This is a genomic window from Pelomonas aquatica (genome assembly GCF_026712205.1).
Classification (GTDB): Bacteria; Pseudomonadota; Gammaproteobacteria; order Burkholderiales; family Burkholderiaceae_C; genus Pelomonas; species Pelomonas aquatica.
Window position 1 is genome coordinate 387,627 of record NZ_JAPPUW010000001.1, and the last position, 21,510, is coordinate 409,136.

A 21,510-nucleotide genomic window follows, 5' to 3' on the forward strand; every position below is an offset into this window, starting at 1 on the left:
GCCATGCCCGCCATCACCTGCTTCATCCGCTACGAGATCGATCCCTTCCAGCGCGAAGCCTTCCGCCGCTACGCCGGCAACTGGGGCCGCATCATTCCCCGCCTCGGCGGCCGGCTGCTGGGCTACTGGCTGCCCTGGGAGGGTACGAACGACGAGGCCTGGGGCCTGGTCGGCTTCGACTCGCTGGCCGACTACGAGGCCTACCGCGCGCGGCTCAAGGCCGACCCCGAGGCGCGGGCCAACTTCGAGTTCGCGCAGCAGCAGCGCTTCATCCTGCGCGAGGAGCGTACTTTCTGTGAGGATGTGCGCCCATGATCGCCGTCATCTTCGAAGTGCAGCCCACGGCCGAGGGCCGTCAGGCCTACCTTGACCATGCCGCGGCCTTGAAGCCGCTGTTGGAGCGCATGGACGGCTTCATCTCGGTGGAGCGCTTCCAGAGCCTGGCGCAGCCGGACAAGCTGCTGTCGCTGTCCTTCTGGCGCGACGAAGAGGCCGTGCGCGGCTGGCGCGAGATGGAACGCCACCGCGAGGCCCAGGCGGCCGGCCGCGGCGGCTTGTTCGCCGACTACCGGCTGCGCGTCGCCCATGTCGTGCGCGACTACGGCCTGAACGAGCGCGAGCAGGTGCCGGGATGAGCGCGGAGCCGCGTCTTGCGCGCGTTGCCGCGGCCATTGCCGACCCCACGCGGGCACGCACGCTGGCCCGGCTGCTCGACGGCCGCCTGCACACGGCCGGCGAGCTGGCCGCGCATGCGGGCGTCAGCGCCGCGACCATGTCGGCCCATCTGAAGCTGCTGGTCGACGAAGGCCTGGCGCGCGTGCGCCCGCAGGGGCGGCATCGCTACTTCGGCCTGGCCGATGGCGACGTGGCCCATGCGCTGGAGGCGCTGCTGCGCGTGGCGGACCGCCGCGACGGCGGCGACGAGCCGGCGGCCGACCTGCGGCGCTGGCAGCGGCCCGCGATGCGCGGCCTGCGCCATGCGCGCAGCTGCTATGGCCATCTGGCCGGCGAGCTGGGCGTTCAGTGGCGCGAGACGCTGCTGGCCAGGGCCTGGGTGAAGGCGGCGCCGGACGGCCGCTACGAGCTCAGCGAAGCGGGGCGCGAGGCCCTTGCCGAGCTGATGCCCGAGGGCTTCGCCGCGACGGGGCGGGTGCTCTACGACTGCGTGGACTGGTCCGAGCGCCGCGACCATTTCGCGGGGCCGCTGGCCGTCGCGTGGCTGGACGCGATGGTGGACAAGGGCTGGCTGCGGCGCAGCGCGGCGTCGCGCGAGCTGGCGCTGACGCCGGTCGGAACGCTGAAGCTGAAGGCCTGCGCGGATCTCGTCTAGGGATTCGCCTCGGTGCCGGCGGGCCGGAGCTGCCTAAGATCGGCCGGCCGCGCTTGCATGACGGGTGCGGCGCTTGTCGAGCTTTCTCCCTGCAACCCTAGGAACGAGAGGTTTTCATGCTGCATTACCTGTGGATGTTCATCGTCGGCGTCGTGGTCGGCGCGATTGCCCGGTTCATCATGCCGGGCTCCGAGCATCTGGGCCTGCTGATGACCGGCGTGCTGGGCATCGCGGGCTCCTTCGTCGGCGGCTTCATCGCGCGCCTCTTCAGCCAGCCGGCCGATGGCGCCATCGTGCACCCCGCGGGCCTGATCCTGTCCGTCGTCGGTGCCCTGATCCTGCTGTACGTCTGGAACCATTTCGTGCACTGAAACAGAACCCGGCCCGGCGGATACGCCGGGCCGCAAGACCCCGGTATTCAGCCCACCTGGGCCGGCACGTTCCAGCGCCGCGTCACGTCGCCGCGGCCGTTCACGCTTTCGAGGTTGACGGCAAAGCCCCACAGCCGGCCGACGTGCTTCAGCACTTCCTGCGCGCTGTCGTGCAGCGGGCGGTTCAGGTGCTGCTGGTGGCGCAGCGTCAGCGACCGGTCGCCGCGCAGGTTCACGTTCCAGACCTGGATGTTGGGCTCGCGGGTGGACAGGTCGTACTGGCGCGACAGCGCCTGGCGCAGGTGGCGGTAGCCGCCTTCGTCGTGAATGGCGGAGATCTCGTACTCGTTCTTGGTCTCGTCGTCGAGGATGGCGAAGAGGCGGAAGTCGCGCATGATCTTCGGGCTCAGGTACTGGCCGATGAAGCTCTCGTCCTTGAAGTTGCGCATCGCGTGGTCGAGCGTGGGCAACCAGTCGCAGCCGGCGATGTCGGGGAACCAGGCGCGGTCCTCGTCGGTCGGGCTCTCGCAGATGCGCTTGATGTCGGTGTACATCGCAAAGCCCAGCGCATAGGGGTTGAGGTTGGCGCCCGGCTGCTGGTAGATGACATTGGTGTGGGACTTGAGCCACTCGATCATCATGCCGTCCGACAGATAGCCGTCGTCGTACATCTGGTTCAGCAGCCGGTGGTGCCAGAAGGTGGCCCAGCCCTCGTTCATGACCTGGGTCTGGCGCTGCGGATAGAAATACTGCGCGATCTTGCGCACGATGCGGACGATCTCGCGCTGCCAGGGCTCCAGCAGCGGCGCGTTCTTCTCGATGAAGTAGAGCAGGTTTTCCTGCGGCTCGTCGGGGAAGCGGCGGCTCTCGGCCGCCTCGTCGGGGCGGTCGGGCTTCCTGGGCAGCGTGCGCCAGAGGTCGTTGATCTGCAGCTGCGCGTGGTGCTCGCGGTCCTTCAGCCGCGCACGCTCCTCGGCCAGCGACAGCTTGGCCGGCCGGCGGTAGCGGTCCACGCCGTGGTTCATCAGCGCGTGGCAGCTGTCCAGCAGCGCCTCGACGGCGTCCAGCCCGTGGCGCTCCTCGCAGTCGGCCACGTAGTTCTTCGCGTAGACGAGGTAGTCGATGATGGACGAGGCATCCGTCCACATGCGGAACAGGTAGTTGCCTTTGAAGAATGAGTTATGTCCGTAGCAGGCATGGGCGATGACCAGGGCCTGCATGGCCAGCGTGTTCTCCTCCATCAGATAGGCGATGCAGGGGTCTGAGTTGATGACGATCTCGTAGGCCAGACCCATCTGGCCGCGCTTGTAGCTGCGTTCGGTGGCGATGAACTCCTTGCCATAGCTCCAGTGGCGGTAGTTCACCGGCATGCCGACCGACGCATAGGCGTCCATCATCTGCTCGGCGGTGATGACCTCGAGCTGGTTGGCATAGGTGTCCAGGCCGAAGCGCTCGGCGGTCTTGCGGATGACCTCGTGGTATTCGTCGATGAGCTCGAAGCTCCAGTCGTTGGGCGAAGGCAGGGGCTGGCTCGGCCGCGCCTGCAACGGCTTCATCTGGCGCAGCGGCTGGCGCTGGCGGCGCTCGGTCACGCCGGGCGGCGGCACCGCGGCACGCTCGATCTGACGGCGATCCTCCTTGCAGCTCATGCCGCGGCCCCCTCTTTCTTGAACAGCTCGCGGAAGACCGGGTAGATCTCGGACGCCTCGACGGCCTTGCGCATCGCGAAGTGGCCGACCTCCTCGCTGAGCTTCTGGTATTCCTCCCAGAGGTTCTGCTCGGGCTCGGCCACCTGCACATAGGCGAAGTAGCGGCACAGCGGCAGCAGCTTGTCCTGCAGCAGCTCGCGGCAGCGACCGCTGTCGTGGTGCCAGTTGTCGCCGTCGCTGGCCTGCGCGCCGTAGATGTTCCACTCGGTCGGCGAGTAGCGCTCGCGGATGATCTGCTCCATCAGCACCAGCGCGCTGGACACGACGGTGCCGCCGGTCTCGGTCGCGTGGAAGAAGTTCTGCTCGTCCACCTCCTGGGCCTGCGTGTGGTGGCGGATGAAGACGACGTCGATCTTCTCGTAGTGCCGCGTCAGGAAGAGGTATAGCAGGATGAAGAAGCGCTTGGCCAGGTCCTTGCGGCCTTCGTCCATCGAGCCGGACACGTCCATCAGGCAGAACATGACGGCGCGCGTCGTCGGCACCGGGATGCGCACGCGGGCGCGGAAGCGCAGGTCGATGGGGTCGAGGAAGGGGATGGCGTTGATGCGCTCGCGCAGATGCTGGATGCGCGCGCGCGTCTCGGCCAGCAGGCGCGGTGTCTCGGGGCGGTCTTCCTTCAGCAGCTCCTGCTCGCGGGCTTCGAGCTCGTGCAGTTCGCGGCGCTTGTCCATGCCCAGCGCGATGCGGCGGCCGAGGGCGCCGCGCATGGAGCGCACGACATGCAGATTGGTGGGCGTGCCGTCGGACACGAAGCCGGCGCGCTGCGAGCGCCACTCAGGCGTGTCGGCCAGCGTCGTGCGGGCGAGGTTGGGCAGGGCCAGGTCCTCGAAGAAGACCTGCATGAATTCTTCCTTGCTGAGGTGGAAGACGAAGTCGTCCTCGCCCTCGCCCTGGTCGCTGGCCTGGCCGCCTCCGCCCTGCCCGCCTTGTCCACCCTTCGGCTTGGCGATGCGGTCGCCCTTCACATACTCCTGGTTGCCCGGCCGCACGACCTCGCGGATGCCGCCGTCGCCATGGCCGAAGACGGGTTCGCTGAGGTCGCGCTTCGGGATGTGCACGTCCTCGCCGCGCTCCATGTCGCGGATGCCGCGGCCGTCGACCGCGCGCTTCACCGCCTCGCGGATCTGCTCCTTGTGGCGGCGCAGGAAGCGCTCGCGGTTGCCGATGGACTTGTTCTTGCCCGACAGCCGTCTATCGATGATTTGCTGAAGCGACATCGAGCGACCTGCTTTCTGCTCAGCTGGACTTGCGCACCCTCAAATACCACTCGCACAACAGCCGCACCTGCTTGGCCGTGTAGCCCTTGTCCACCATGCGCTGCACGAAGTTCTCGTGCTTCTTGGCGTCCTCGGCGCTGGCCTTGGCATTGAAGCTGATGACGGGCAGCAGCTCCTCGGTGTTGGAGAACATCTTCTTCTCGATGACGGTGCGCAGCTTCTCGTAGCTGGTCCAGTTCGGGTTCTTGCCGGCGTTGTTGGCGCGCGCGCGCAGCACGAAGTTGACGATCTCGTTGCGGAAGTCCTTGGGGTTGGAGATGCCGGCGGGCTTCTCGATCTTCTCGAGCTCGGCGTTCAGCGCCGCGCGGTCGAAGACCTCGCCGGTGTCGGTGTCGCGGTATTCCTGGTCCTGGATCCAGTAGTCGGCATAGGTCACGTAGCGGTCGAAGATGTTCTGGCCGTACTCGCTATAGCTTTCCAGGTAGGCGGTCTGGATCTCCTTGCCGATGAACTCGGCGTAGCGCGGCGAGAGCTGCTCCTTGATGAAGCCGACGAACTTCTCCTCCTGCTCCTTGGGGAACTGCTCGCGCTCGATCTGCTGCTCCAGCACGTACATCAGGTGCACCGGGTTGGCGGCCACCTCGGCCGGGTCGAAGTTGAAGACCTTGGACAGGATCTTGTAGGCGAAGCGGGTGCTGATGCCGCTCATGCCTTCGTCGACGCCGGCGTAGTCGCGGTACTCCTGGTAGCTCTTGGCGCGCGGGTCGGTGTCCTTCAGGTTCTCGCCGTCGTAGATCTGCATCTTGGAGTACAGCGACGAGTTCTCAGGCTCCTTCAGGCGCGTCAGCACCGCGAACTGGCTCATCATCTTCAGCGTGCCCGGCGCACACTTGGCCTCGGCCAGGGACGAGCCGCGGATCAGCTTCTCGTAGATCTTGACCTCCTCGCTGACGCGCAGGCAGTAGGGCACCTTGACGATGTAGACGCGGTCGAGGAAGGCCTCGTTGTTCTTGTTGTTGCGGAAGGTCTTCCACTCGCTCTCGTTGCTGTGCGCGAGGATGATGCCGTCGAAGGGAATCGCGCCGAAGCCCTCGGTGCCCTTGTAGTTGCCCTCCTGCGTGGCCGTCAGCAGCGGGTGCAGCACCTTGATGGGCGCCTTGAACATCTCGACGAATTCGAGCAGGCCCTGGTTCGCCAGGCACAGGCCACCAGAGTAGCTGTAGGCGTCGGGGTCGTCCTGCGCATAGGTCTCGAGCTTGCGGATGTCGACCTTGCCGACGAGGCTGGAGATGTCCTGGTTGTTCTCGTCGCCCGGCTCCGTCTTGGACACGCCGATCTGCTTGAGCACGCTCGGGTAGCGCTTGACGACCTTGAACTTGCGGATGTCGCCGCCGAACTCGTCGAGGCGCTTCACGGCCCAGGGGCTGAGGATGCGGTTGAGGTAGCGGCGCGGGATGCCGTAGTCGCGTTCCAGCAACGGGCCGTCCTCGACGAAGTCAAAGAGGCCGAGCGGGCTCTCGTTCACCGGCGAGCCGGCCAGCGAGTAGAAGGGCACCTGCTCCATCAGCTGCTTGAGCCGCTCGGCGATGGAGCTCTTGCCGCCGCCGACCGGGCCGAGCAGGTAGAGGATCTGCTTCTTCTCTTCGAGCCCCTGGGCTGCGTGGCGGAAGTAGGAGACGACCTGCTCGATCGCTTCCTCCAGCCCGTAGAACTCGGCGAAGGCCGGGTAGATCTTGATCGTCTTGTTCGCAAAGAGGCGCGACAGCCGCGGGTCGTTGCGCGTGTCGAGCATCTGCGGCTCGCCGATGGCCTGCAGCATGCGCTCGGCGGCCGTCGCGTAGGCGAGGGGGTTCTTCTTGCACTCGGCGAGGTAGTCCTCCAGGGAGAGTTCCTCGACCTTGCTGCGCTCGTAGCGCGCTGCGAAATGGCTGATGACGTCCATGCCGACCTCCTGCGGTTTGAACTCCACAGGGCGCGAGCACGATCCGTGCCCGGGCTGGCTGGGGGGTTCTGATCGCGCCTCAACTGCAAGGCGTCATCAGAACTCTCCGCTCGGCTTGCCGCCAGCGTGCTGCCGCCGGCGACAGGGCGGTCTCAAGAATAAGCCGCCCTACACCCACCAACAAACGAGCTCGGCTTTTCGTTGACAGGTGCCGGTCCAGCATACGCCCGCCGGCCAGGCAAGACCTGGCACTTTTCGGGCAAACCACACGAACGTGGGGGCCTTGTGGCCGTGCGCAGACAGGCCTGCGCAAGGGCCGGTTTCAGCCGCCGCGCAGCCGGTCGAGGATGCCCGAGAGCGCGTCCAGCGAGTCGAAATGGATGGCCAGCTCGCCGCTCTGGCCGCCGCGCTTGCTGCGCTTCTTCACGCGCACCTCGACGGTGGCGCCGAGGGCGTCGGCGAGTTCCTCTTCCAGCCTCAGCACGTCGCGGCTCTTGTCGCCCTTCACGCGCAGCAGCGGCGCCTGGCGCGCGGCGCCCTGGGCCTTGGCGACCAGCTTCTCGGCCTCGCGCACGCTGAGCTTCTTGGCCGCGATCTCGCTGGCCGTCGTGATCTGGGCGGCGCCTTCCAGCGGCAGCAGCGCGCGGGCGTGGCCCATGTCCAGGTCGCCGGCCATCAGCATGTTCTGCACCGGCGTGCTGAGGTTGAGCAGGCGCAGCAGATTGCTCGCCGCGCTGCGCGAGCGGCCGACGGCCTGCGCCGCCTGCTCGTGCGTGAGGCCGAACTCGTCGGTCAGGCGCTTCAGGCCCTGGGCCTCTTCCAGCGGGTTGAGGTCCTCGCGCTGGATGTTCTCGATCAGCGCCATCGCGGCGGCGGATTCGTCCGGCACGGCCTTCACCAGCACCGGCACCTCGCGCAGGCCTGCGAGGCGTGCCGCACGGAAGCGGCGTTCGCCGGCGATGATCTCGTAGGCCACGCCGCCATGAGGCGCGATCGGGCGAACCAGGATCGGCTGCATGATGCCCTGGGCCTTGATGCTCTCGGCCAGCTCGTACAGCGAGCCCTCGTCCATGCGCGTGCGCGGCTGGTATTTGCCGGCCTGCAGCTGTTCGAGCTTCAGCGTGCCGGGCGCGCCGTCGCGCTCGGGCGCGGGGGTGTCGCTGACTTTGGGGCCGAGCAGGGCTTCGAGGCCGAGGCCGAGGCCTTTGGGTTTCTTGGTCGCCATGGGCGCGGATTGTCCTTCAGCGCCTGGCGAGCTCTTCCAGCAACTGGCGGCCCTCGGACCAGTCGCCCAGGCCGGACTCGGCGTTCAGGTGGCCGCGCGGGCCGGCCATGACGACCTGCGAGCCCCAGTCCTGGGCCATCTGCAGCGTGCGCTCGGCCGCGCCGTAGGGGTCGTCGCTGCTGATGACGGTGATGCTGGGGAAGGGCAGGCGCGGGCGGCGGATCGGGCGCCAGTTGTGCAGCTGCGGCGGCATGGCCTCGTGCTCGGTGTCGGGCGGCGCGACGAGCAGGGCGCCCTTCACGCGCGCCGTGTGTTTCGAGTGCTCGGCCCAGCTGGCCACCAGCTGGCAGCCCAGCGAGTGGGCCACCAGCACGGCCGGCGCGTCGTCCTGCAGCAGCACCTCGTCCAGGCGCGCCATCCAGTCGCCGCGGCGCGGCCAGTCCCAGTCGTGCTGCTCCACGCGCTCGTCGCCGTGCAGGCGTTCCCAGCGGCTTTGCCAGTGGTCGGGGCCGGAGTTCTGCCAGCCGGGGAGAAGCAGTACGCGCTCTGACTTCATGGTTTGCCCTTATCCTGCACAGTTGGATTTTCAGCCAGTGGAGCAGCGGCGATGACGTTCAAGGTGTTTGTGGATGGCCAGGAAGGCACGACGGGCCTGCGGATTCACGACTACCTCGCGGCGCGGCGCGACATCGAGGTGCTGAAGATCGCCACCGACAGGCGCAAGGATCCCGCCGAACGCGCCCGCCTGCTGAACGCGGCCGACGTGGCCTTCCTGTGCCTGCCGGATGCCGCCTCGCGCGAGGCGGCGGCCATGATCGACAACCCCAACACCTGCCTGATCGACGCCAGCACGGCCCATCGCACGGTGCCGGGCTGGACCTTCGGCCTGCCCGAGCTGGCCAAGGGCCAGCGCGAGGCCATCCGCGCGTCCAAGCGCATCGCCAACCCGGGCTGCCACGCCAGCGCCTTCATCCTGGCCGTGCGCCCGCTGGTGGACGCCGGCCTGCTGCCGCGCGAGGCGGCCGTCGGCGCCACCTCCATCACCGGCTACTCGGGCGGCGGCAAGAGCATGATCGCCGAGTACGAGCAGCAGCCGCTGCCGGCCCCTCTGCAGGCGCCGCGGCCCTACGGCCTGGCGCTCAAGCACAAGCACCTGCCGGAGATGATGGCCCACACCGGCCTGGCCACGCCGCCGGTCTTCATGCCCATCGTCAGCAGCTTCTACAAGGGCCTGGCCGTCAGCGTGCCGCTGCAGCTGGGCCAGCTCAAGCAGGGCACGACGCCGGAGCAGGTGCAGGCCGCGCTGGCCGCGCACTATGCCGGCGAGCGCTTCATCGACGTGAAGCCGCTGCGCGACGCGGCCACGCTGGAGAGCGGCTTCTTCGACGTGCAGGCCTGCAACGACACGAATCGCGTCGACCTCTTCGTGTTCGCATCGGACACGCAGCTGCTGCTGATGAGCCGCCTGGACAACCTCGGCAAGGGCGCCAGCGGCGCGGCCGTGCAGAGCATGAACGTGCACTTGGGCGTCGAGGAAAGCCTCGGCCTGGTCTGAACGTGAAAGGTGGCGTTGCGCGGGAGCGTGGCGTCGCGATACTGCGGTCCGTCTCGACGACTTGAGGACCGCTCCGTGGGCAAGACCCGAACGCTGCCCGAGCACGCGCAGCTGCTCGAAGGCGTGCGCATCGCCAGCGCCGGCAACGCGCTCGGCGTGCCGCTGGCCGGCATGGACCCGCGCTCGCGCCAGAGCATGGCCCAGCAGGCGCTGCGCTGGACCTATGTGCTGCGCTCGCGCCAGCGCTGGGTGCGCGACGCCAAGGTGCGCGAGCAGCACCAGGCCCTGGCCCGCGAGACGCTGATCGACAAGCTGGGGCTGGACGACCACGAACTGCAGGCCCTGGGCCGGGCGCCGATGCTGGTGGTGCGCGTGCCCTACCAGCACGAGGCGGTCTGCTGGGAGGGCCGCATCTTCCCGTGGGAATACGTGCTGGCCGCCGCCACGCGCGAGCAGCGCCGCAGCGCCGCCGAGGGCCTGCGGGCGCTGACCATCATCCGCGAGCTGCAGGTGCAGCACGAGGTCGAGGGCCGCTGGCAGCCGCTGCCGCGCCAGGCCGTCGTGCTGCCGCCCTGGAAGGCGCTGCGCGTGCTCTTCGTCAACGCGCTGCCGACCGAACTGGGCGAGCGCTGGACGGTGGAGGGCGAGCTGAAGAACCTCGCCGCCGCGCTGCCGCCCGAGGTGCCCGCGCCGCGCGTGCTGAACTATCCCAGCCTGCAGGAGCTGGCCGCCGAGCTGAGGCAGCGGCCGCCGCATCTGCTGCACTTTGCCGGCATGGACAGCCACCAGGGCCTGCGCGAGCTGGGCACGCTGCTGGGTAGGGCGGCGCTGGTCGACGCGCCCGATTCGGACGAGGCCGGCGCGTCGAGCCGCGTGCAGCCCATCGACGAGCTGCTGGCCGATTCGCACCGGCTGCTGGACGGCCTGCTGCTGCGCGGCGCCGGCGGCTACCCGCAGCTCGTGCACGCCCAGGCGCTGGCCCGGGCCGTGGCCGAGGCCGTGGGCCCCACGCCGCCCTATCTGACGACGCTGAATGTGTGGAACAGCGCCGCGCGCCTGGCCCCGATGCTGATCGCCGAGGGCGCGACGCGGGCGGCCCTGGGCTTCCAGGACGCCTTCGACGACTCGCTGGCCGAGTACGCGCTGGTGCAGCTGCTGCGCCAGCTGTTCGCCGGCGGCTTCGACCTGCCGGCGGCCTTCCGCAGCGCCTGGGAGGAGGTGAGGGCCCTGCCCGAGTCCGTGGACGCGACCGGCGTGACGCTGTGGCTGGACGGCCCGGTCTTCGTCGACGCCGCCACCCGCGCCGCCCACGAGGCCCGGGGCCATGCGCTGGCCGCGGCCGAGGTCGCCGCGCCGGCGCCGGCCTCGCCCGAGGTGCGTTGCGCGATCGAGCCCTTCCCCGAGCTGAACTATGCGGTGCTGCACAACGCCCAGCCGCTGTTCAAGCGCTTCGTGCTGAGCTGCGACGCGCCCGCCGCGGCCGAGCCGCTGGACATCGAGGTGGCCGTCCACATGGGCGACGAGGAGGCGCGCTTCGAGCGCCGCGTCGTCATGCAGCACGAGCGCGAGAACCTGACGAAGGACATCCATGTGCCGCTGACGGCCGACGTGGCCCGCGGCGTGCACGAGGCCATCAACACCAGCCTGCAGGTGCGCGTGCGCCAGGGCGGCGCGCTGCTCTACCACGACAGCCACCGGCTGCGCCTGCTGCCGGTGGACCAGTGGCGCGACAACCGTCGCGACGGCCAGTGGCTGCCCTCCTTCGTGCTGCCGCGCGACCCGGCCGTGGTGCGTGCGGTGTCGCAGTCGCAGCGCTACAACCGCGTGCTGCGCGACGACCCCACGGCCGGCTTCGAGGGCTACCAGTGCGTGCCCGACGGCGCCGTGGCGGCGGACGGCCGCATCGACGAGGAGCTGCTGCGCGGCGTGGACCGCCAGGTCGAGGCCATCTGGGCCACGCTGCTGCACGACTGGCAGCTCGGCTACGTCAACCCGCCGCCCAGCTACAGCCGCCAGCTCGACTCGCAGCGCCTGCGCATGCCCTCCACCGTGCTGGCCGACCGTGCCGGCACCTGCATCGACCTGGCCCTGCTGTTCGCGGCCTGCCTGGAGCTGGTGGACATCTACCCCGTCGTCTTCCTGCTCGACGGCCATGCGCTGCCGGGCTGGTGGCGCCATCCGTCCTTCCGCGAGGCCTATATGCAGATGACCGGCAACTACAGCGGCGCCGTGCAGGCCGATGCCGGCGGCAGCTCGGCCGCCAATGCGCAGACGGTGCCCTGGCATGCCGGCCGCGCCAGCTGGGACGAGGTGCGCCAGCTGATCGCCGAACGCAAGCTCGTGCCCATCGAGACCGTGCGCCTGACCGAGCACTGCGGCTTCGTCGAGGCCATCGAGGCCGGCGTCGACGCGCTGAACGACCGCGCGGACTACGACTCCATGCTGGACATCATCACCGCGCGGCAGCGGCAGATCACGCCGTTGCCGCTGCTGAGGGATGAGCCATGAACAGCGTCGCGAGCCAGGCCCTGTGGGCCCAGGTCGGCGAGCAGTTCGACGTGCCCGCGCCCGGCGGCGACGCGACGCGCGCGCCCATCCAGCAGCGCCGCCGCCGCGGTTTCGACCCGCGCGCCGCCGACGGCCGCGCCGCCGTGCGCCTGGTGCGCGACGATGGCCTGCTGCGCTGGGTCTACGAGCCGCCGCTGCGCCAGCTCGGCACGCAGGGCCGCCGCGGCTGGCGCAGCTACAGCGCCGAGTCGCGCGAGACGGTGCAGCGCATCGCCTTTCCCGAGCTGGGCGAGAACGCCGTCACGGCCGGCCTCGTCAAGCTGGACCGCCACCTCAACCCCGTGCTCGCCGACCTGGCCGCGCCGACCGACGGCCTGCGCCGCTGGGACGGCCAGGCCTGGGCGCCGCTGCCCGCCGGCTTCCTGGCCGGGCTGAGCGGCCGGGTGCTGGTGCTGGTGCACGGCACCTTCAGCGCCAGCGCGATGTATGCGAAGGAGTTCAACGCGACGGCCGAGGGCGAGGCCCTGCTGCAGCGCCTGGCCGACGCGCGCGGCGCCTACGCCGCCGTGCTGGCCTTCGACCACCCGACGCTGTCCGTCGGGCCCTGGCTGAACGCGCTGGCCCTGCGCGACGCGCTGAGCCCCTGCCCGGCCGAATTCGACTTCGTCGGCCACAGCCGCGGCGGCCTCGTCATCTCCTGGCTGCTGCGCATGGCGCCCGGGCTGCGCGCGCGCCAGGCCCTCTTCGTCGGCGCGCCGCTGGCCGGCACCTCGCTGGCCGCGCCGGACAAGCTGCGCCAGGCCCTGGACACGCTGGCCAGCTTTGCCGACGCCGTGGCCGAGGCGGCCTCCCAGGCCCGCAAGATCGCCCCACCGGGCCTGGACGCGCTGGCCCTGGGCGTGGGCGGCCTGGCCTGTGTGCTGGGCAAGGTGCTGCAGCTCGGCGCCCGCACGCCGCTGGCCGACGCGGGCGTCGGCCTCGTGCCGGGGCTGCTGGCGATGGGGCGGGTGGACAACAACCTGGAGCTGGCCCAGCTCTGGCCGCTGCAGGGGTCGGCATCGGGCGTCGACATGCGCGCCATCGGCGGCAGCTTCCGGCCCGCCGAGGTCAACGAGCCGCTGTGGAAGCTGTGGAAGCGCGTGACCCACGTCAAGGGCCAGGCCCTGTACTACGGCGCCGACCTGATCTTCGACCAGCCCAACGACCTCGTCGTCGACACCGCCGCGATGAACCGGCTCGGCCCGCTGACGCTGGCGGCGCCGCAGTGGGAGGACCTCGGCGTCAGCGCCGAGACCCACCACACCAATTATTTCCAGGACCTGCGCGTGCTGAACTGGCTGGACCGGCGCCTGCGCTGAGCCCGCGGGCCGGCCCGGTCTACGATCTGCGGCGCAATTGCCCTCCCCCGCTACGTTGACGACCCCAGGAGCGCAGAACCATGTCGCGCAATCCCGGCCTCGAGGAACTCATTCACGACGAGCTTCGCGCCGTCGCGGGCATCACGCAGAAGTCGATGTTCGGCGGCCGGGCCTGGCTGCTCCACGGACATCTCCTGTGCGGTGCGCGTTCCGACGGCTTGCTGGTCCGGCTCGGCAAAGGCGGCGATGCCTGGGCGCTCGGGCTGGACGGTGTCCAGCCCATGCTGTCGCGCGGCAAGGCCATGGCCGGCTGGGTCCGCGCGGATGGCGGGGTCTGCGGCGACGACGCGCTGCGTCGTCGATTGATCGCCGGTGCGCTGGCCTTCGTCCGCACCCTGCCGCCCAGATAGCGCTCAGGCGATGCCGACCACCTTGTGCATCTGCACCGACAGCCGCCATTGCGGGTGCTTCATGCAGTAGTCCACCGCCGCCTTCGTGTGCTCGCGCTGCAGCACGGAGTCCATCGGCTGCAGGAAGAAGTGCTGGAAGTCCAGGCCGGCAAAGCGCTCGGGCCGGGCCAGCGGCTGGGGGTAGACCAGCTTCAGCTCGTGGCCCGAGGTCAGCAGCAGCGGCGCGTCGGCCTTGGGGCTGACGCAGATCCAGTCCAGGCCCGGCGGCGCGGGCTGGGTGCCGTTGGTCTCGACGGCGACCTCGAAGCCGCGCGCATGCAGCGCGGCGATCAGCGGCGCGTCCAGCTGCAGCAGCGGCTCGCCGCCGGTGCAGACGACATACGGCCTTCCGCCGCCGGGCCAGGCCTTCGCGATCGTGTCCGCCAGCGCATCGGCCGTCGCGAACTTGCCGCCGCCCTCGCCGTCCGTGCCGACGAAGTCCGTGTCGCAGAAGCTGCAGACCGCCGCTGCGCGGTCCTGCTCGCGGCCGGTCCAGAGGTTGCAGCCGGCAAAGCGGCAGAACACGGCCGCGCGGCCGGCCTGGGCGCCCTCGCCCTGCAGCGTGTAGAACAGCTCTTTGACGGAATAGGTCATACGGGAATCAGCTCTTCCGAGTCGGCACGGCTGACGATGGCGCCCGAGCCGCGCGTCTCGTAGACGTCCACGCGGTCGATCTGCGGCAGCGCGCCGCCGCCCTCGCGCAGCACCCAGGCCGCGATGCTCGCCGCGTCGCCGTCGTGAAGCCCCTGCAAGTTGGCGTTGTCGAACAGCGGATGGTGGTCCAGCCGCTTGAAGATCGGGTTGAACAGCGTCTTCACATCGCCGAAGTCCACCGTCCAGCCCATGACCTGGTCCAGCGGCGCGGCCAGGTGCAGGCGCAGCGTGAAGGTGTGGCCGTGGATGCCCGCCAGCGGGTGGCCGCCGGGCGCGTGGCGCATGCGAACGGCGCTGTCGAGCGTCATCTCCTTCCAGATGCGATAGCTCTGGCCGTTGAAGTTGGCGCCGCTGGAGCCGGTCTCGTAGACGGTCACCCAGCTCAGCTCCGGCAGCGCCGGCTTCAGCCGCGCCCACAGCCAGGCCGAGATGTTCTCGCTGGTCGGGTTCTGCAGGCCGGCGATGTCGTTCAGGCAGCGGTAGTTCAGCTCGAAGTGCAGCGGCGCCCAGACCTCGTCGAGGTGGTCGTAGTCGATGGCCAGGTCGCGTTCGCCGAGGTCGGCGTTGGCATGCAGGATGACCTCGAAGCCATGGCCGTGCATGCGCCCGCACTGGTGGCCGGCCGGCACATGGGGCAGCTGGTGGGCGGCCTGGAAGCGGTAGCGGCGCCAGACATGGGCATGGCCGGCACCGTCCAGGTCGACGCCGCTGTGCGGCGTGCTCTGCACGCCGACCTGCACGATGCCGGTCACCTCGGGGCTCAGGCGGCCGCGCACCCAGCGCGCGAGGTTCTCGTCGGTGGGCTCGGCCAGATGGTCGTTCAGCAGCGCGTGGTCCAGCGGCGCGACCGTGTCGGCCATGCGCGCGCGCAACGCCTCCACCTCGCCGCCGGGGAAGGCCGCCCAGCCGGCCGGCAGTGCGGCGCGGACGGTCGCGAAATAGCCGTGGCCGTGCAGGCCATGGCTGCGGTGAGCGGCGGGCAGGGCGGGGATGCGGCAGGCCGACTCGAAGCCGGCCGAGGCACAGTGCAACACGGAAACAGACATGCCCCGATTGTCCCCTCCACCCTCGATGCCCGCTTGACTTGAAGTGGGCTTGAGCTTTTACGCTCCGACAAATGCTGATTCCCGCACCCGCTTCGCCGGCCGACACCGCCCTCTTCGCCCCGGGCCGCCGCGCCGCCTGCGTGGGCGCCGTCGCGCTGATCTCCATGCTGGCCTTCGAGTCCATCGCCGTGGCCACCGCGATGCCGGCCGTGGCCGCGGCGCTGGACGGCCTGCCGCTCTACGCGCTGGCCTTCGGCGCCACGCTGGCGACCTCGGTGCTGGGCATGACGGCGGCCGGCCAGCTCTGCGACAAGCGCGGCCCCTACCGTGCGTCGCTGGCCGGGCTGGCGGCCTTCCTCGCCGGGCTGCTGCTGGCCGGCTTCGCACCCGACATGAAGGCGCTGGTGGCGGGCCGGGCGCTGCAGGGCCTGGGCAGCGGCGTGCTGGGCGTGGCGCTGTACGTCGGCGTGGGCCGGGTCGTGCCCCAGCCCCTGCATCCCAAGCTGTTCGCGATGTTCGCCGGCGCCTGGGTCGTGCCCGGCCTCGTCGGGCCGGCGCTGGCGTCCTTCCTCGTGCAGGCCTTGAGCTGGCGCGCGGTCTTCCTGGCCGTCGCGGCGGCCGTGCCGCTGGCGGCGGCGCTGATGCTGCCCTCGCTGAAGCGGGTCGGCACGGGCACTGGCGAGGAACTGCGCTGGGGCGCCATGCGCTGGGCGCTGCTGGCCAGCCTCGGCGCGCTGGCCCTGCACGCCGCCAGCCAGCAGGCCGGCCCGGGCGCGGCCCTGCTGTTCGCCACCGGCCTGGGCCTGGCCGGCGTGTCGGCGTGGCGGCTGCTGCCGGCGGGCACGCTGAGCGCCGCGCGCGGCCTGCCCTCGGTCATCCTGCTGCGCGGGCTGATCGCGGCCACCTTCGCCAGCGCCGAGGCCTTCCTGCCGCTGCTGCTGACCCAGCGCTTCGGCTGGAGCCTGACCGAGGCCGGCGTCGCGCTCAGCGCGGGGGCCGTCACCTGGAGCCTAGGCAGCACCCTGCAGGCCCGCGTGGCCGGGGCCGAGCAGCGCCGCCTGCTGCTGCCGGGCGGCTTCGGGCTGACGGCGCTGGGCCTGCTCGTCGTCATCGCGCCGCTGCTGTTCGCGCTGCCCTCGGGCTGGGTGTTCGCCGGCTGGTCCACGGTGGGCCTGGGCATCGGCCTGTCGTTTCCGATGCTGTCGGTGCTGCTGCTCAAGCTGTCGCCGCCGGCCAGCCAGGGCAGCAACACCTCGGCGCTGCAGCTCAGCGATGCGATGACCAGCAGCGCCGCGCTGGCCGGCGCCGGCCTGCTGTTCGACCCCGCCACGCGCGAGGTCCTGCCCGTGCTGCTGCTGGCCCTGGCCCTGGTGACGCTGGCGGCCCTGCTCAGCCCGCGTGCGCTGTGAATGGAGCCCCCGGCCCAGCGAGTACGCTGGTCCACCCCCCGCGGGGGTGGCGATTCCTGCCGGATTGACCGGCCGGTATCGCCAGGTGGGCCGGCTTGGCGAACTGGAGTCGGACACAAGCAGTCCCTGCGGACTGCTTGTGCCTACGGAAGGCCAGGGGCCTCTGGCCCATGGCAGGCCCGGCGCTCGGCCCGAATGCCGAATCGGCCGGAGCCCTCAGCCGCCGGCGCCGGGGCGAGCGTCGGTTGCCCGCCGGGCGCGGCGCGCGGCGGCCGAGCGCAGATGCGTCAGCGACTGCACGCGCTTGAGCAGTTCGCGGTCGCTCCAGGGCTTCTTGAAGATGCCGTAGACGCCCTCGATCTGGCCGACGCGGCCGTGCAGCTCGTCGTGGCCGGTGATGGCGATGACGGGCAGGTCCTCGGTGGCGATGCTGCCGTGCACGTCGGCGATCAGCTCGAAGCCGTCCTTGTTGGGCATTTCCAGGTCGGTGATGAGCACGGCGATCTCGGGCCTGGCCTCCAGCTCGGCCAGGGCCTCGTTGCCGTCGTTGACCTGCAGCACGACGAAGCCGGCGCCCTCCAGCAGCCGCTTGAGCTTGGTGCGCACGACGGCCGAGTCGTCGGCGATCAGGATGGCGGGCGGGCCCTCGGGGATGACCGGCGGGGCCTGCGGCGGCTGCATCGGCGACGGCGCCATGACGAAGGCGCTGGCCATGCTCGGGCCGGCATTGGGCTCGATGGGCAGGGGCGGCAGCGCGACGGGCGGCTGGGCGGCGCGCGCTGCCTGCGGCGGCACGGGCGGGCGCGGCGGCGGCGCGTAGTCGCGCGATGGCCGGTAGTCGTCGCGCTTGAAGGCGGCGATGAGCACGATGATGGCCAGCGGCACCGCGATCAGCACCGGCATCAAGTACGCGCCCAACAACTCCTGCAGCTCCTGAAACATCTCCATCCCCGACGTGCAACTGGGCGGCAGCCTAACACCCGTCTCCGGGCCGCACCACCGAGGAAAGCCGGCATTCGCCGGCGGTGGCGGGGGCCGGGCCTTGCCCTTGAGTTTCACGTTCGGAACGTCGGCAGGGCCGTGGGCCCGGCCGCCAGCGCGGGCCAGGGCAGCAGGGTCAGCAGCAGGCGGCGCTGCATGGCGGCTTGTCGGACACTCGGCGCATGAAGACCCGGCACCCTCTCCGAAGCGCCGCCGCGCTGCTGCTCTTCACCTTTGCCGCTTCGGCCTGGGCCGGTGGCCTGGACGCCCAGGAGCAGCAGATCGTCGCCCACGTGAAGCGCCACACGCCCGAGGCGCTGCGGCTGCTGGAGCGCAGCGTGCTCGTCAACAGCGGCACGCTGAACCCGGCCGGTGTGCGCGAGGTCGGCGCCCTGTACGCCAAGGAATTCGAGAGCCTGGGCTTCGGCACGCGCTGGGTCGACATGCCGCCGGCCATGCAGCGCGCCGGCCACCTGGTGGCCGAGCGCAGGGGCACACAGGGCCGGCGCCTGCTGCTGATCGGCCACCTCGACACCGTGTTCGAGAAGGACAGCCCCGTGCCGCCCTGGCGCAGCGACGGCAGCCGGGTCAGCGGCCAGGGCGTGAGCGACATGAAGGGCGGCGACGTCATCATCCTGCTCGCGCTGCGGGCGCTGCACGAGGCCGGCGCGCTGGACGGGCGCACGGTGCGCGCCGTCTTCACCGGCGACGAGGAGCGCGTGGGCAGCCCCGTGGAGGTCGCGCGCGCCGCGCTGGTCGATGCCGCCCGGCAGAGCGACGCGGCGCTGGCCTTCGAGGGTGCCACGCGCGACGACCAGGGGCGCGACGCCGCCACCATCGGCCGCCGCGCCTCCGCTGGCTGGCAGCTGCAGGTCACGGCCCGCACGGGCCACTCGGCCGGCGTGTTCGGCCGCGACGGCTTCGGCGCGCTCTACGAGGCGGCGCGCGTGCTCGATGCCTTCCGCACCCGGCTCATCGAGCCCGACCTGACCTTCAACGCCGCGACCCTCGTCGGCGGCACCAGCGCCAGCTGGGACGACGCCCAGAGCCAGGGCCAGGCCTATGGCAAGAGCAACGTCATCCCGCGCGACGCGCTGGTGCGCGGCGACCTGCGCTATCTGACGCCCGAGCAGGGCGCGAAGGCGCGCGAGCGCATGCAGGCCATCGTCGAGCAGGCGCTGCCGGGCACGCGCTCGCGCATCAGCTTCAGAGAGGCCTATCCGCCAATGGCGCCCACGCCGGGCAATCTCAAGCTGCTGGAGGCCTACTCGCGCGCCAGCGCCGATGCCGGCCTGGGCGAGATCGCGCCCTTCCCGCCGGGCCAACGCGGCGCGGGCGACGTGCAGTTCGTCGCCTCCTTGGTGGACAGCCTGGACGGCCTCGGCGCCGCGGGCGGCGGCGCGCACACGCCCGACGAGTGGCTGGACATCGCGTCCATCGAGCGCGGCGCCATCCGCGCCGCCCTGCTGATCTACCGGTTGACGCGGTAGAGCGCTCAGCTCAGCAAGTCATACGGCCCGCCGCGCTCCAGCGCCCGCTTGTACGCCGGCCGCGCATGGATGCGGTCCAGGAAGGCCTTGATCTTCGGGTAGCCGTCCATCGCGCCGCCGCGCGCCGCGGCGGCTTCCAGCGGGAAGCTCATCTGCACGTCCGCCGCCGAGAACTCGGCGCCGGCGAACCAGGGGCGCGCGGCCAGCTCGCTCTCCAGGAACCTGAGCTGCGCGTCGATGTTGGGCTGCACGAAGCCGGCGAGCACCTTGTTCGCGATGCCCCTGGCGACGGGCTTCACGAAGAAGGGCATGGGCGCGCGCTTGACCTTGTTGAAGACCAGCTTCATCAGCAGCGGCGGCATCGCCGAGCCCTCGGCGAAGTGCAGGTAGTAGCGGTAGTGCAGCAGGTCCTGCTCGCCCGTGGGCTTGAGCCGGCCCTGGCCGTAGCGGTCCACCAGGTATTCGAGGATGGCGCCGCTCTCGGCCACCGTGAAGCCGCCGTCCGTGATGACGGGCGATTTGCCCAGCGGGTGCACGCGGCGCAGCTCCGGCGGCGCCAGCGAGGTCCTGGCGTCGCGCTGGTAGTGCTGGATCTCGTAGGGCAGGCCGAGTTCTTCGAGCAGCCACAGCACGCGCTGCGAGCGGGAGTTGTTCAGGTGGTGGACGGTCAGCATGGGGGCGAGTCTAGGCAGGCCGGGCTACACGGGCTATGCGGCCTGGGCGGCCGGCGCTTCGTCGTCCGGCGCCAGCAGCCGGCCGAACAGCAGCTTCACGAGCAGCATGCCCACGCCCGCGCCGCCCACCAGCGCGGCGTGCAGCAGCCAGAACTGGGAGCCCGGCAACACCTCCAGCAGCCCGGCCAGCCAGCCGACGAACATATTGCCGAGGAAGAGGTGCAGGTAGTAGATGCCGATCATGACGCCCTGCAGGCCGCGCGGCGCGGCGCGCGAGTACAGCGCCAGGCCCACGGGCAGGATGTTGGCGAAGCCGATGTCGTTGACCAGCGTGTAGGCGAAGGTCCACAGGATGCTGATCTTGGCGCCGCCGGCCTCGATGGACAGGGCCGGGATCAGCAGCAGCGCCGGCGCGCCGGCGGCGAGGAAGCAGCCCAGCGCGATCTTGGTGACCTCGTCGGGCTCGCGGCGGCCGGATTCTGGCTTGGCCCACCAGCGCCAGAACGCGATGGAGCCCAGCATCGTGACGAAGCTGACCGTGGCGTCCACCGCCTGCAGCCAGGTCACCGGCACCTCGAAGCCGCCCACCGTCATGTCCATGAACTTCTGCGACCACAGCGGGTAGGCGTTGTTGAACTGCTGGTTGCCGACGATGGACAGCATCAGCAGCGGGATGATGGCCACGAGCAGCAGGACCTGCAGCAGGCCGCGGCGGCCGAGCGGCGGGTGCGCCTCGGCGTCGGCCCTGGCGGCCTGGCGCGGCGCCTCGGGCGGCAGGTGGCGCCGGCCGCCGAGGTAGACGAACAGGCCGATCAGCATGCCCACGCCGGCGGCGCCGAAGCCCCAGTGCCAGGCCACCTTCTCGCCCAGCGTGCCGCAGACGATGGGGGCGGCGATGACGGCGATCTGCACGGCCAGCATGAAGATCTGGAAGGCGCTGGCGCGGCGCTTGTCGCCCGGCGCGTAGAGGTCGCCCACCTGGGCGGCGATATTGCCCTTGAAGCAGCCCACGCCCAGCAGCAGGCAACCGAGGGCCGGCAGCAGCGCGGCCTCGAAGGCCATCAGGAAGTGGCCCAGCGCCATCAGCAGCGCGCCCAGCACGACGGTGCGCGTGCGGCCCAGCACGCGGTCGGCCAGCAGGCCGCCGAAGATGGGCGTGAGGTAGACGAAGCCCGTGTACAGGCCGAACACCGCCGAGGCCAGCTGCAGCGTCGAGCGCGGGCCGGTCACGCTCTCGATGGCGGCGCGCAGCGAGCCGATGCCGGCCACGCCGCCGATGTGCTCGGGCAGGAACAGGTAGTTGCCCAGGTAGAGCACCAGCAGGGCCTGCATGCCGTAGTAGGAGAAGCGCTCCCACAGCTCGCAGAAGGACAGCCAGCCGAGGCCGGCGGGGTGGCCCAGGAAGGCGCGGTCGTGGCGGGCGCGTGCGGCGCTTGTGGCGTCGGCGGCCGCGGTCAGGGGGACGGTGGTCAAGAGAAGTCCTGAGAAATCCGGAAAAGCCGCGACTGTCCCTTGCTCCGTGCCGGCTGGCAATGCGCACTCGCCCTCGGGTGCCGTCGGTCATGGCAGGCCGGCGCGCCCGGACAATGCGG

20 protein-coding genes are annotated in these 21,510 nt (G+C 70.7%); 10 read left to right on the plus strand and 10 right to left on the minus strand.

The window, feature by feature from the left end:
• The first annotated feature begins 3 nt into the window (after positions 1 to 3).
• The 4 genes from NYP07_RS01900 to NYP07_RS01915 all read left to right on the plus strand — a co-directional run bounded on the left by NYP07_RS01900 (position 4) and on the right by NYP07_RS01915 (position 1,701).
• A complete protein-coding gene (locus tag NYP07_RS01900; protein WP_268146791.1) occupies positions 4 to 315 on the plus strand; it encodes an NIPSNAP family protein in 312 nt (103 codons plus the stop codon).
• On the plus strand, positions 312 to 635 hold the full coding sequence (locus tag NYP07_RS01905) for an antibiotic biosynthesis monooxygenase family protein (RefSeq protein WP_268146793.1): 324 nt from the start codon (positions 312 to 314) through the stop codon (positions 633 to 635). Before NYP07_RS01900 ends, NYP07_RS01905 begins: the two co-directional genes overlap by 4 nt.
• Positions 632 to 1,330: an ArsR/SmtB family transcription factor gene (locus NYP07_RS01910; protein ID WP_268146795.1), complete on the plus strand. Its 699-nt coding sequence runs from the start codon at positions 632 to 634 to the stop codon at positions 1,328 to 1,330. The genes NYP07_RS01905 and NYP07_RS01910 overlap by 4 nt, the downstream gene beginning before the upstream one ends.
• A gap of 116 nt (positions 1,331 to 1,446) precedes the next feature.
• Positions 1,447 to 1,701, plus strand: a complete 255-nt coding sequence (locus NYP07_RS01915; protein ID WP_268146798.1) for a GlsB/YeaQ/YmgE family stress response membrane protein — start codon at positions 1,447 to 1,449, stop codon at positions 1,699 to 1,701.
• Between the two features lie 47 nt (positions 1,702 to 1,748).
• Here the strand turns inward: NYP07_RS01915 and NYP07_RS01920 are convergent, their stop codons facing one another.
• From NYP07_RS01920 to NYP07_RS01940, 5 genes are all read right to left on the minus strand, one after another.
• Positions 1,749 to 3,257 (minus strand): SpoVR family protein, encoded by a 1,509-nt coding sequence (locus NYP07_RS01920; protein ID WP_268146964.1) that lies wholly within the window; start codon positions 3,255 to 3,257, stop codon positions 1,749 to 1,751.
• A gap of 89 nt (positions 3,258 to 3,346) precedes the next feature.
• Positions 3,347 to 4,627 (minus strand): YeaH/YhbH family protein, encoded by a 1,281-nt coding sequence (locus NYP07_RS01925; RefSeq protein WP_268146800.1) that lies wholly within the window; start codon positions 4,625 to 4,627, stop codon positions 3,347 to 3,349.
• A gap of 19 nt (positions 4,628 to 4,646) precedes the next feature.
• Positions 4,647 to 6,569, minus strand: a complete 1,923-nt coding sequence (locus tag NYP07_RS01930) for a PrkA family serine protein kinase (RefSeq protein WP_268146802.1) — start codon at positions 6,567 to 6,569, stop codon at positions 4,647 to 4,649.
• Positions 6,570 to 6,891: 322 nt separating this feature from the next.
• The gene (locus NYP07_RS01935; protein ID WP_268146804.1) at positions 6,892 to 7,794 is read right to left on the minus strand and encodes a ParB/RepB/Spo0J family partition protein; all 903 of its coding nucleotides are present in this window, start codon (positions 7,792 to 7,794) and stop codon (positions 6,892 to 6,894) included.
• Between the two features lie 16 nt (positions 7,795 to 7,810).
• Positions 7,811 to 8,350, minus strand: coding sequence for an RBBP9/YdeN family alpha/beta hydrolase (locus NYP07_RS01940; RefSeq protein WP_268146807.1), 540 nt, complete (start codon positions 8,348 to 8,350; stop codon positions 7,811 to 7,813).
• 51 nt (positions 8,351 to 8,401) lie between these two features.
• Between NYP07_RS01940 and argC the strand changes: the two genes are divergently transcribed.
• From argC to NYP07_RS01960, 4 genes are all read left to right on the plus strand, one after another.
• Positions 8,402 to 9,349, plus strand: coding sequence for an N-acetyl-gamma-glutamyl-phosphate reductase (gene argC / locus NYP07_RS01945; RefSeq protein ID WP_268146809.1), 948 nt, complete (start codon positions 8,402 to 8,404; stop codon positions 9,347 to 9,349).
• Between the two features lie 75 nt (positions 9,350 to 9,424).
• On the plus strand, positions 9,425 to 11,857 hold the full coding sequence (locus NYP07_RS01950; RefSeq protein ID WP_268146812.1) for a hypothetical protein: 2,433 nt from the start codon (positions 9,425 to 9,427) through the stop codon (positions 11,855 to 11,857).
• Positions 11,854 to 13,215: an esterase/lipase family protein gene (locus NYP07_RS01955; RefSeq protein ID WP_268146814.1), complete on the plus strand. Its 1,362-nt coding sequence runs from the start codon at positions 11,854 to 11,856 to the stop codon at positions 13,213 to 13,215. Before NYP07_RS01950 ends, NYP07_RS01955 begins: the two co-directional genes overlap by 4 nt.
• Positions 13,216 to 13,295: 80 nt before the next feature.
• Positions 13,296 to 13,625 carry a TfoX/Sxy family protein gene (locus tag NYP07_RS01960; protein WP_268146817.1) on the plus strand — a complete coding sequence of 110 codons (330 nt, stop codon included), beginning with the start codon at positions 13,296 to 13,298 and terminating at the stop codon, positions 13,623 to 13,625.
• Between the two features lie 3 nt (positions 13,626 to 13,628).
• Here NYP07_RS01960 and queE read toward each other — a convergent pair whose 3' ends face one another.
• Together queE and NYP07_RS01970 are read right to left on the minus strand one after the other, a co-directional pair.
• Positions 13,629 to 14,258: a 7-carboxy-7-deazaguanine synthase gene (gene queE, locus NYP07_RS01965; RefSeq protein ID WP_268146819.1), complete on the minus strand. Its 630-nt coding sequence runs from the start codon at positions 14,256 to 14,258 to the stop codon at positions 13,629 to 13,631.
• Positions 14,255 to 15,364 carry a 6-carboxytetrahydropterin synthase gene (locus tag NYP07_RS01970; RefSeq protein WP_268146821.1) on the minus strand — a complete coding sequence of 370 codons (1,110 nt, stop codon included), beginning with the start codon at positions 15,362 to 15,364 and terminating at the stop codon, positions 14,255 to 14,257. Before NYP07_RS01970 ends, queE begins: the two co-directional genes overlap by 4 nt.
• A 71-nt stretch (positions 15,365 to 15,435) precedes the next feature.
• Here NYP07_RS01970 and NYP07_RS01975 point away from each other — a divergent pair, with 71 nt between their 5' ends.
• Complete coding sequence (locus tag NYP07_RS01975) at positions 15,436 to 16,773, plus strand: MFS transporter (RefSeq protein WP_268146823.1); 1,338 nt, start codon at positions 15,436 to 15,438, stop codon at positions 16,771 to 16,773.
• A gap of 216 nt (positions 16,774 to 16,989) precedes the next feature.
• Here NYP07_RS01975 and NYP07_RS01980 read toward each other — a convergent pair whose 3' ends face one another.
• A complete protein-coding gene (locus NYP07_RS01980; RefSeq protein ID WP_268146826.1) occupies positions 16,990 to 17,721 on the minus strand; it encodes a response regulator in 732 nt (243 codons plus the stop codon).
• Between the two features lie 215 nt (positions 17,722 to 17,936).
• Between NYP07_RS01980 and NYP07_RS01985 the strand changes: the two genes are divergently transcribed.
• On the plus strand, positions 17,937 to 19,244 hold the full coding sequence (locus tag NYP07_RS01985; protein ID WP_268146828.1) for a M20/M25/M40 family metallo-hydrolase: 1,308 nt from the start codon (positions 17,937 to 17,939) through the stop codon (positions 19,242 to 19,244).
• A 5-nt stretch (positions 19,245 to 19,249) separates the two neighbouring features.
• Here NYP07_RS01985 and NYP07_RS01990 read toward each other — a convergent pair whose 3' ends face one another.
• Together NYP07_RS01990 and NYP07_RS01995 are read right to left on the minus strand one after the other, a co-directional pair.
• Entirely contained in the window at positions 19,250 to 19,918 is a 669-nt protein-coding gene (locus tag NYP07_RS01990) for a glutathione S-transferase family protein (RefSeq protein WP_268146830.1), read from the minus strand.
• A 33-nt stretch (positions 19,919 to 19,951) separates the two neighbouring features.
• The gene (locus tag NYP07_RS01995; protein WP_268146831.1) at positions 19,952 to 21,391 is read right to left on the minus strand and encodes a peptide MFS transporter; all 1,440 of its coding nucleotides are present in this window, start codon (positions 21,389 to 21,391) and stop codon (positions 19,952 to 19,954) included.
• Positions 21,392 to 21,510 lie beyond the last annotated feature (119 nt).

What these genes read in the sequence shown, in the direction of transcription:
- NYP07_RS01900 (WP_268146791.1), top strand. Translation starts at nt 4, where the DNA reads ATGCCCGCCATCACCTGCTTCATCCGCTACGAGATCGATCCCTTCCAG.
- NYP07_RS01905 (WP_268146793.1), top strand. Translation starts at nt 312, where the DNA reads ATGATCGCCGTCATCTTCGAAGTGCAGCCCACGGCCGAGGGCCGTCAG.
- NYP07_RS01910 (WP_268146795.1), top strand. Translation starts at nt 632, where the DNA reads ATGAGCGCGGAGCCGCGTCTTGCGCGCGTTGCCGCGGCCATTGCCGAC.
- NYP07_RS01915 (WP_268146798.1), top strand. Translation starts at nt 1,447, where the DNA reads ATGCTGCATTACCTGTGGATGTTCATCGTCGGCGTCGTGGTCGGCGCG.
- NYP07_RS01920 (WP_268146964.1), bottom strand. Translation starts at nt 3,257, where the DNA reads ATGAAGCCGTTGCAGGCGCGGCCGAGCCAGCCCCTGCCTTCGCCCAAC.
- NYP07_RS01925 (WP_268146800.1), bottom strand. Translation starts at nt 4,627, where the DNA reads ATGTCGCTTCAGCAAATCATCGATAGACGGCTGTCGGGCAAGAACAAG.
- NYP07_RS01930 (WP_268146802.1), bottom strand. Translation starts at nt 6,569, where the DNA reads ATGGACGTCATCAGCCATTTCGCAGCGCGCTACGAGCGCAGCAAGGTC.
- NYP07_RS01935 (WP_268146804.1), bottom strand. Translation starts at nt 7,794, where the DNA reads ATGGCGACCAAGAAACCCAAAGGCCTCGGCCTCGGCCTCGAAGCCCTG.
- NYP07_RS01940 (WP_268146807.1), bottom strand. Translation starts at nt 8,350, where the DNA reads ATGAAGTCAGAGCGCGTACTGCTTCTCCCCGGCTGGCAGAACTCCGGC.
- argC (WP_268146809.1), top strand. Translation starts at nt 8,402, where the DNA reads ATGACGTTCAAGGTGTTTGTGGATGGCCAGGAAGGCACGACGGGCCTG.
- NYP07_RS01955 (WP_268146814.1), top strand. Translation starts at nt 11,854, where the DNA reads ATGAACAGCGTCGCGAGCCAGGCCCTGTGGGCCCAGGTCGGCGAGCAG.
- NYP07_RS01960 (WP_268146817.1), top strand. Translation starts at nt 13,296, where the DNA reads ATGTCGCGCAATCCCGGCCTCGAGGAACTCATTCACGACGAGCTTCGC.
- queE (WP_268146819.1), bottom strand. Translation starts at nt 14,258, where the DNA reads ATGACCTATTCCGTCAAAGAGCTGTTCTACACGCTGCAGGGCGAGGGC.
- NYP07_RS01970 (WP_268146821.1), bottom strand. Translation starts at nt 15,364, where the DNA reads ATGTCTGTTTCCGTGTTGCACTGTGCCTCGGCCGGCTTCGAGTCGGCC.
- NYP07_RS01975 (WP_268146823.1), top strand. Translation starts at nt 15,436, where the DNA reads ATGCTGATTCCCGCACCCGCTTCGCCGGCCGACACCGCCCTCTTCGCC.
- NYP07_RS01980 (WP_268146826.1), bottom strand. Translation starts at nt 17,721, where the DNA reads ATGGAGATGTTTCAGGAGCTGCAGGAGTTGTTGGGCGCGTACTTGATG.
- NYP07_RS01985 (WP_268146828.1), top strand. Translation starts at nt 17,937, where the DNA reads ATGAAGACCCGGCACCCTCTCCGAAGCGCCGCCGCGCTGCTGCTCTTC.
- NYP07_RS01990 (WP_268146830.1), bottom strand. Translation starts at nt 19,918, where the DNA reads ATGCTGACCGTCCACCACCTGAACAACTCCCGCTCGCAGCGCGTGCTG.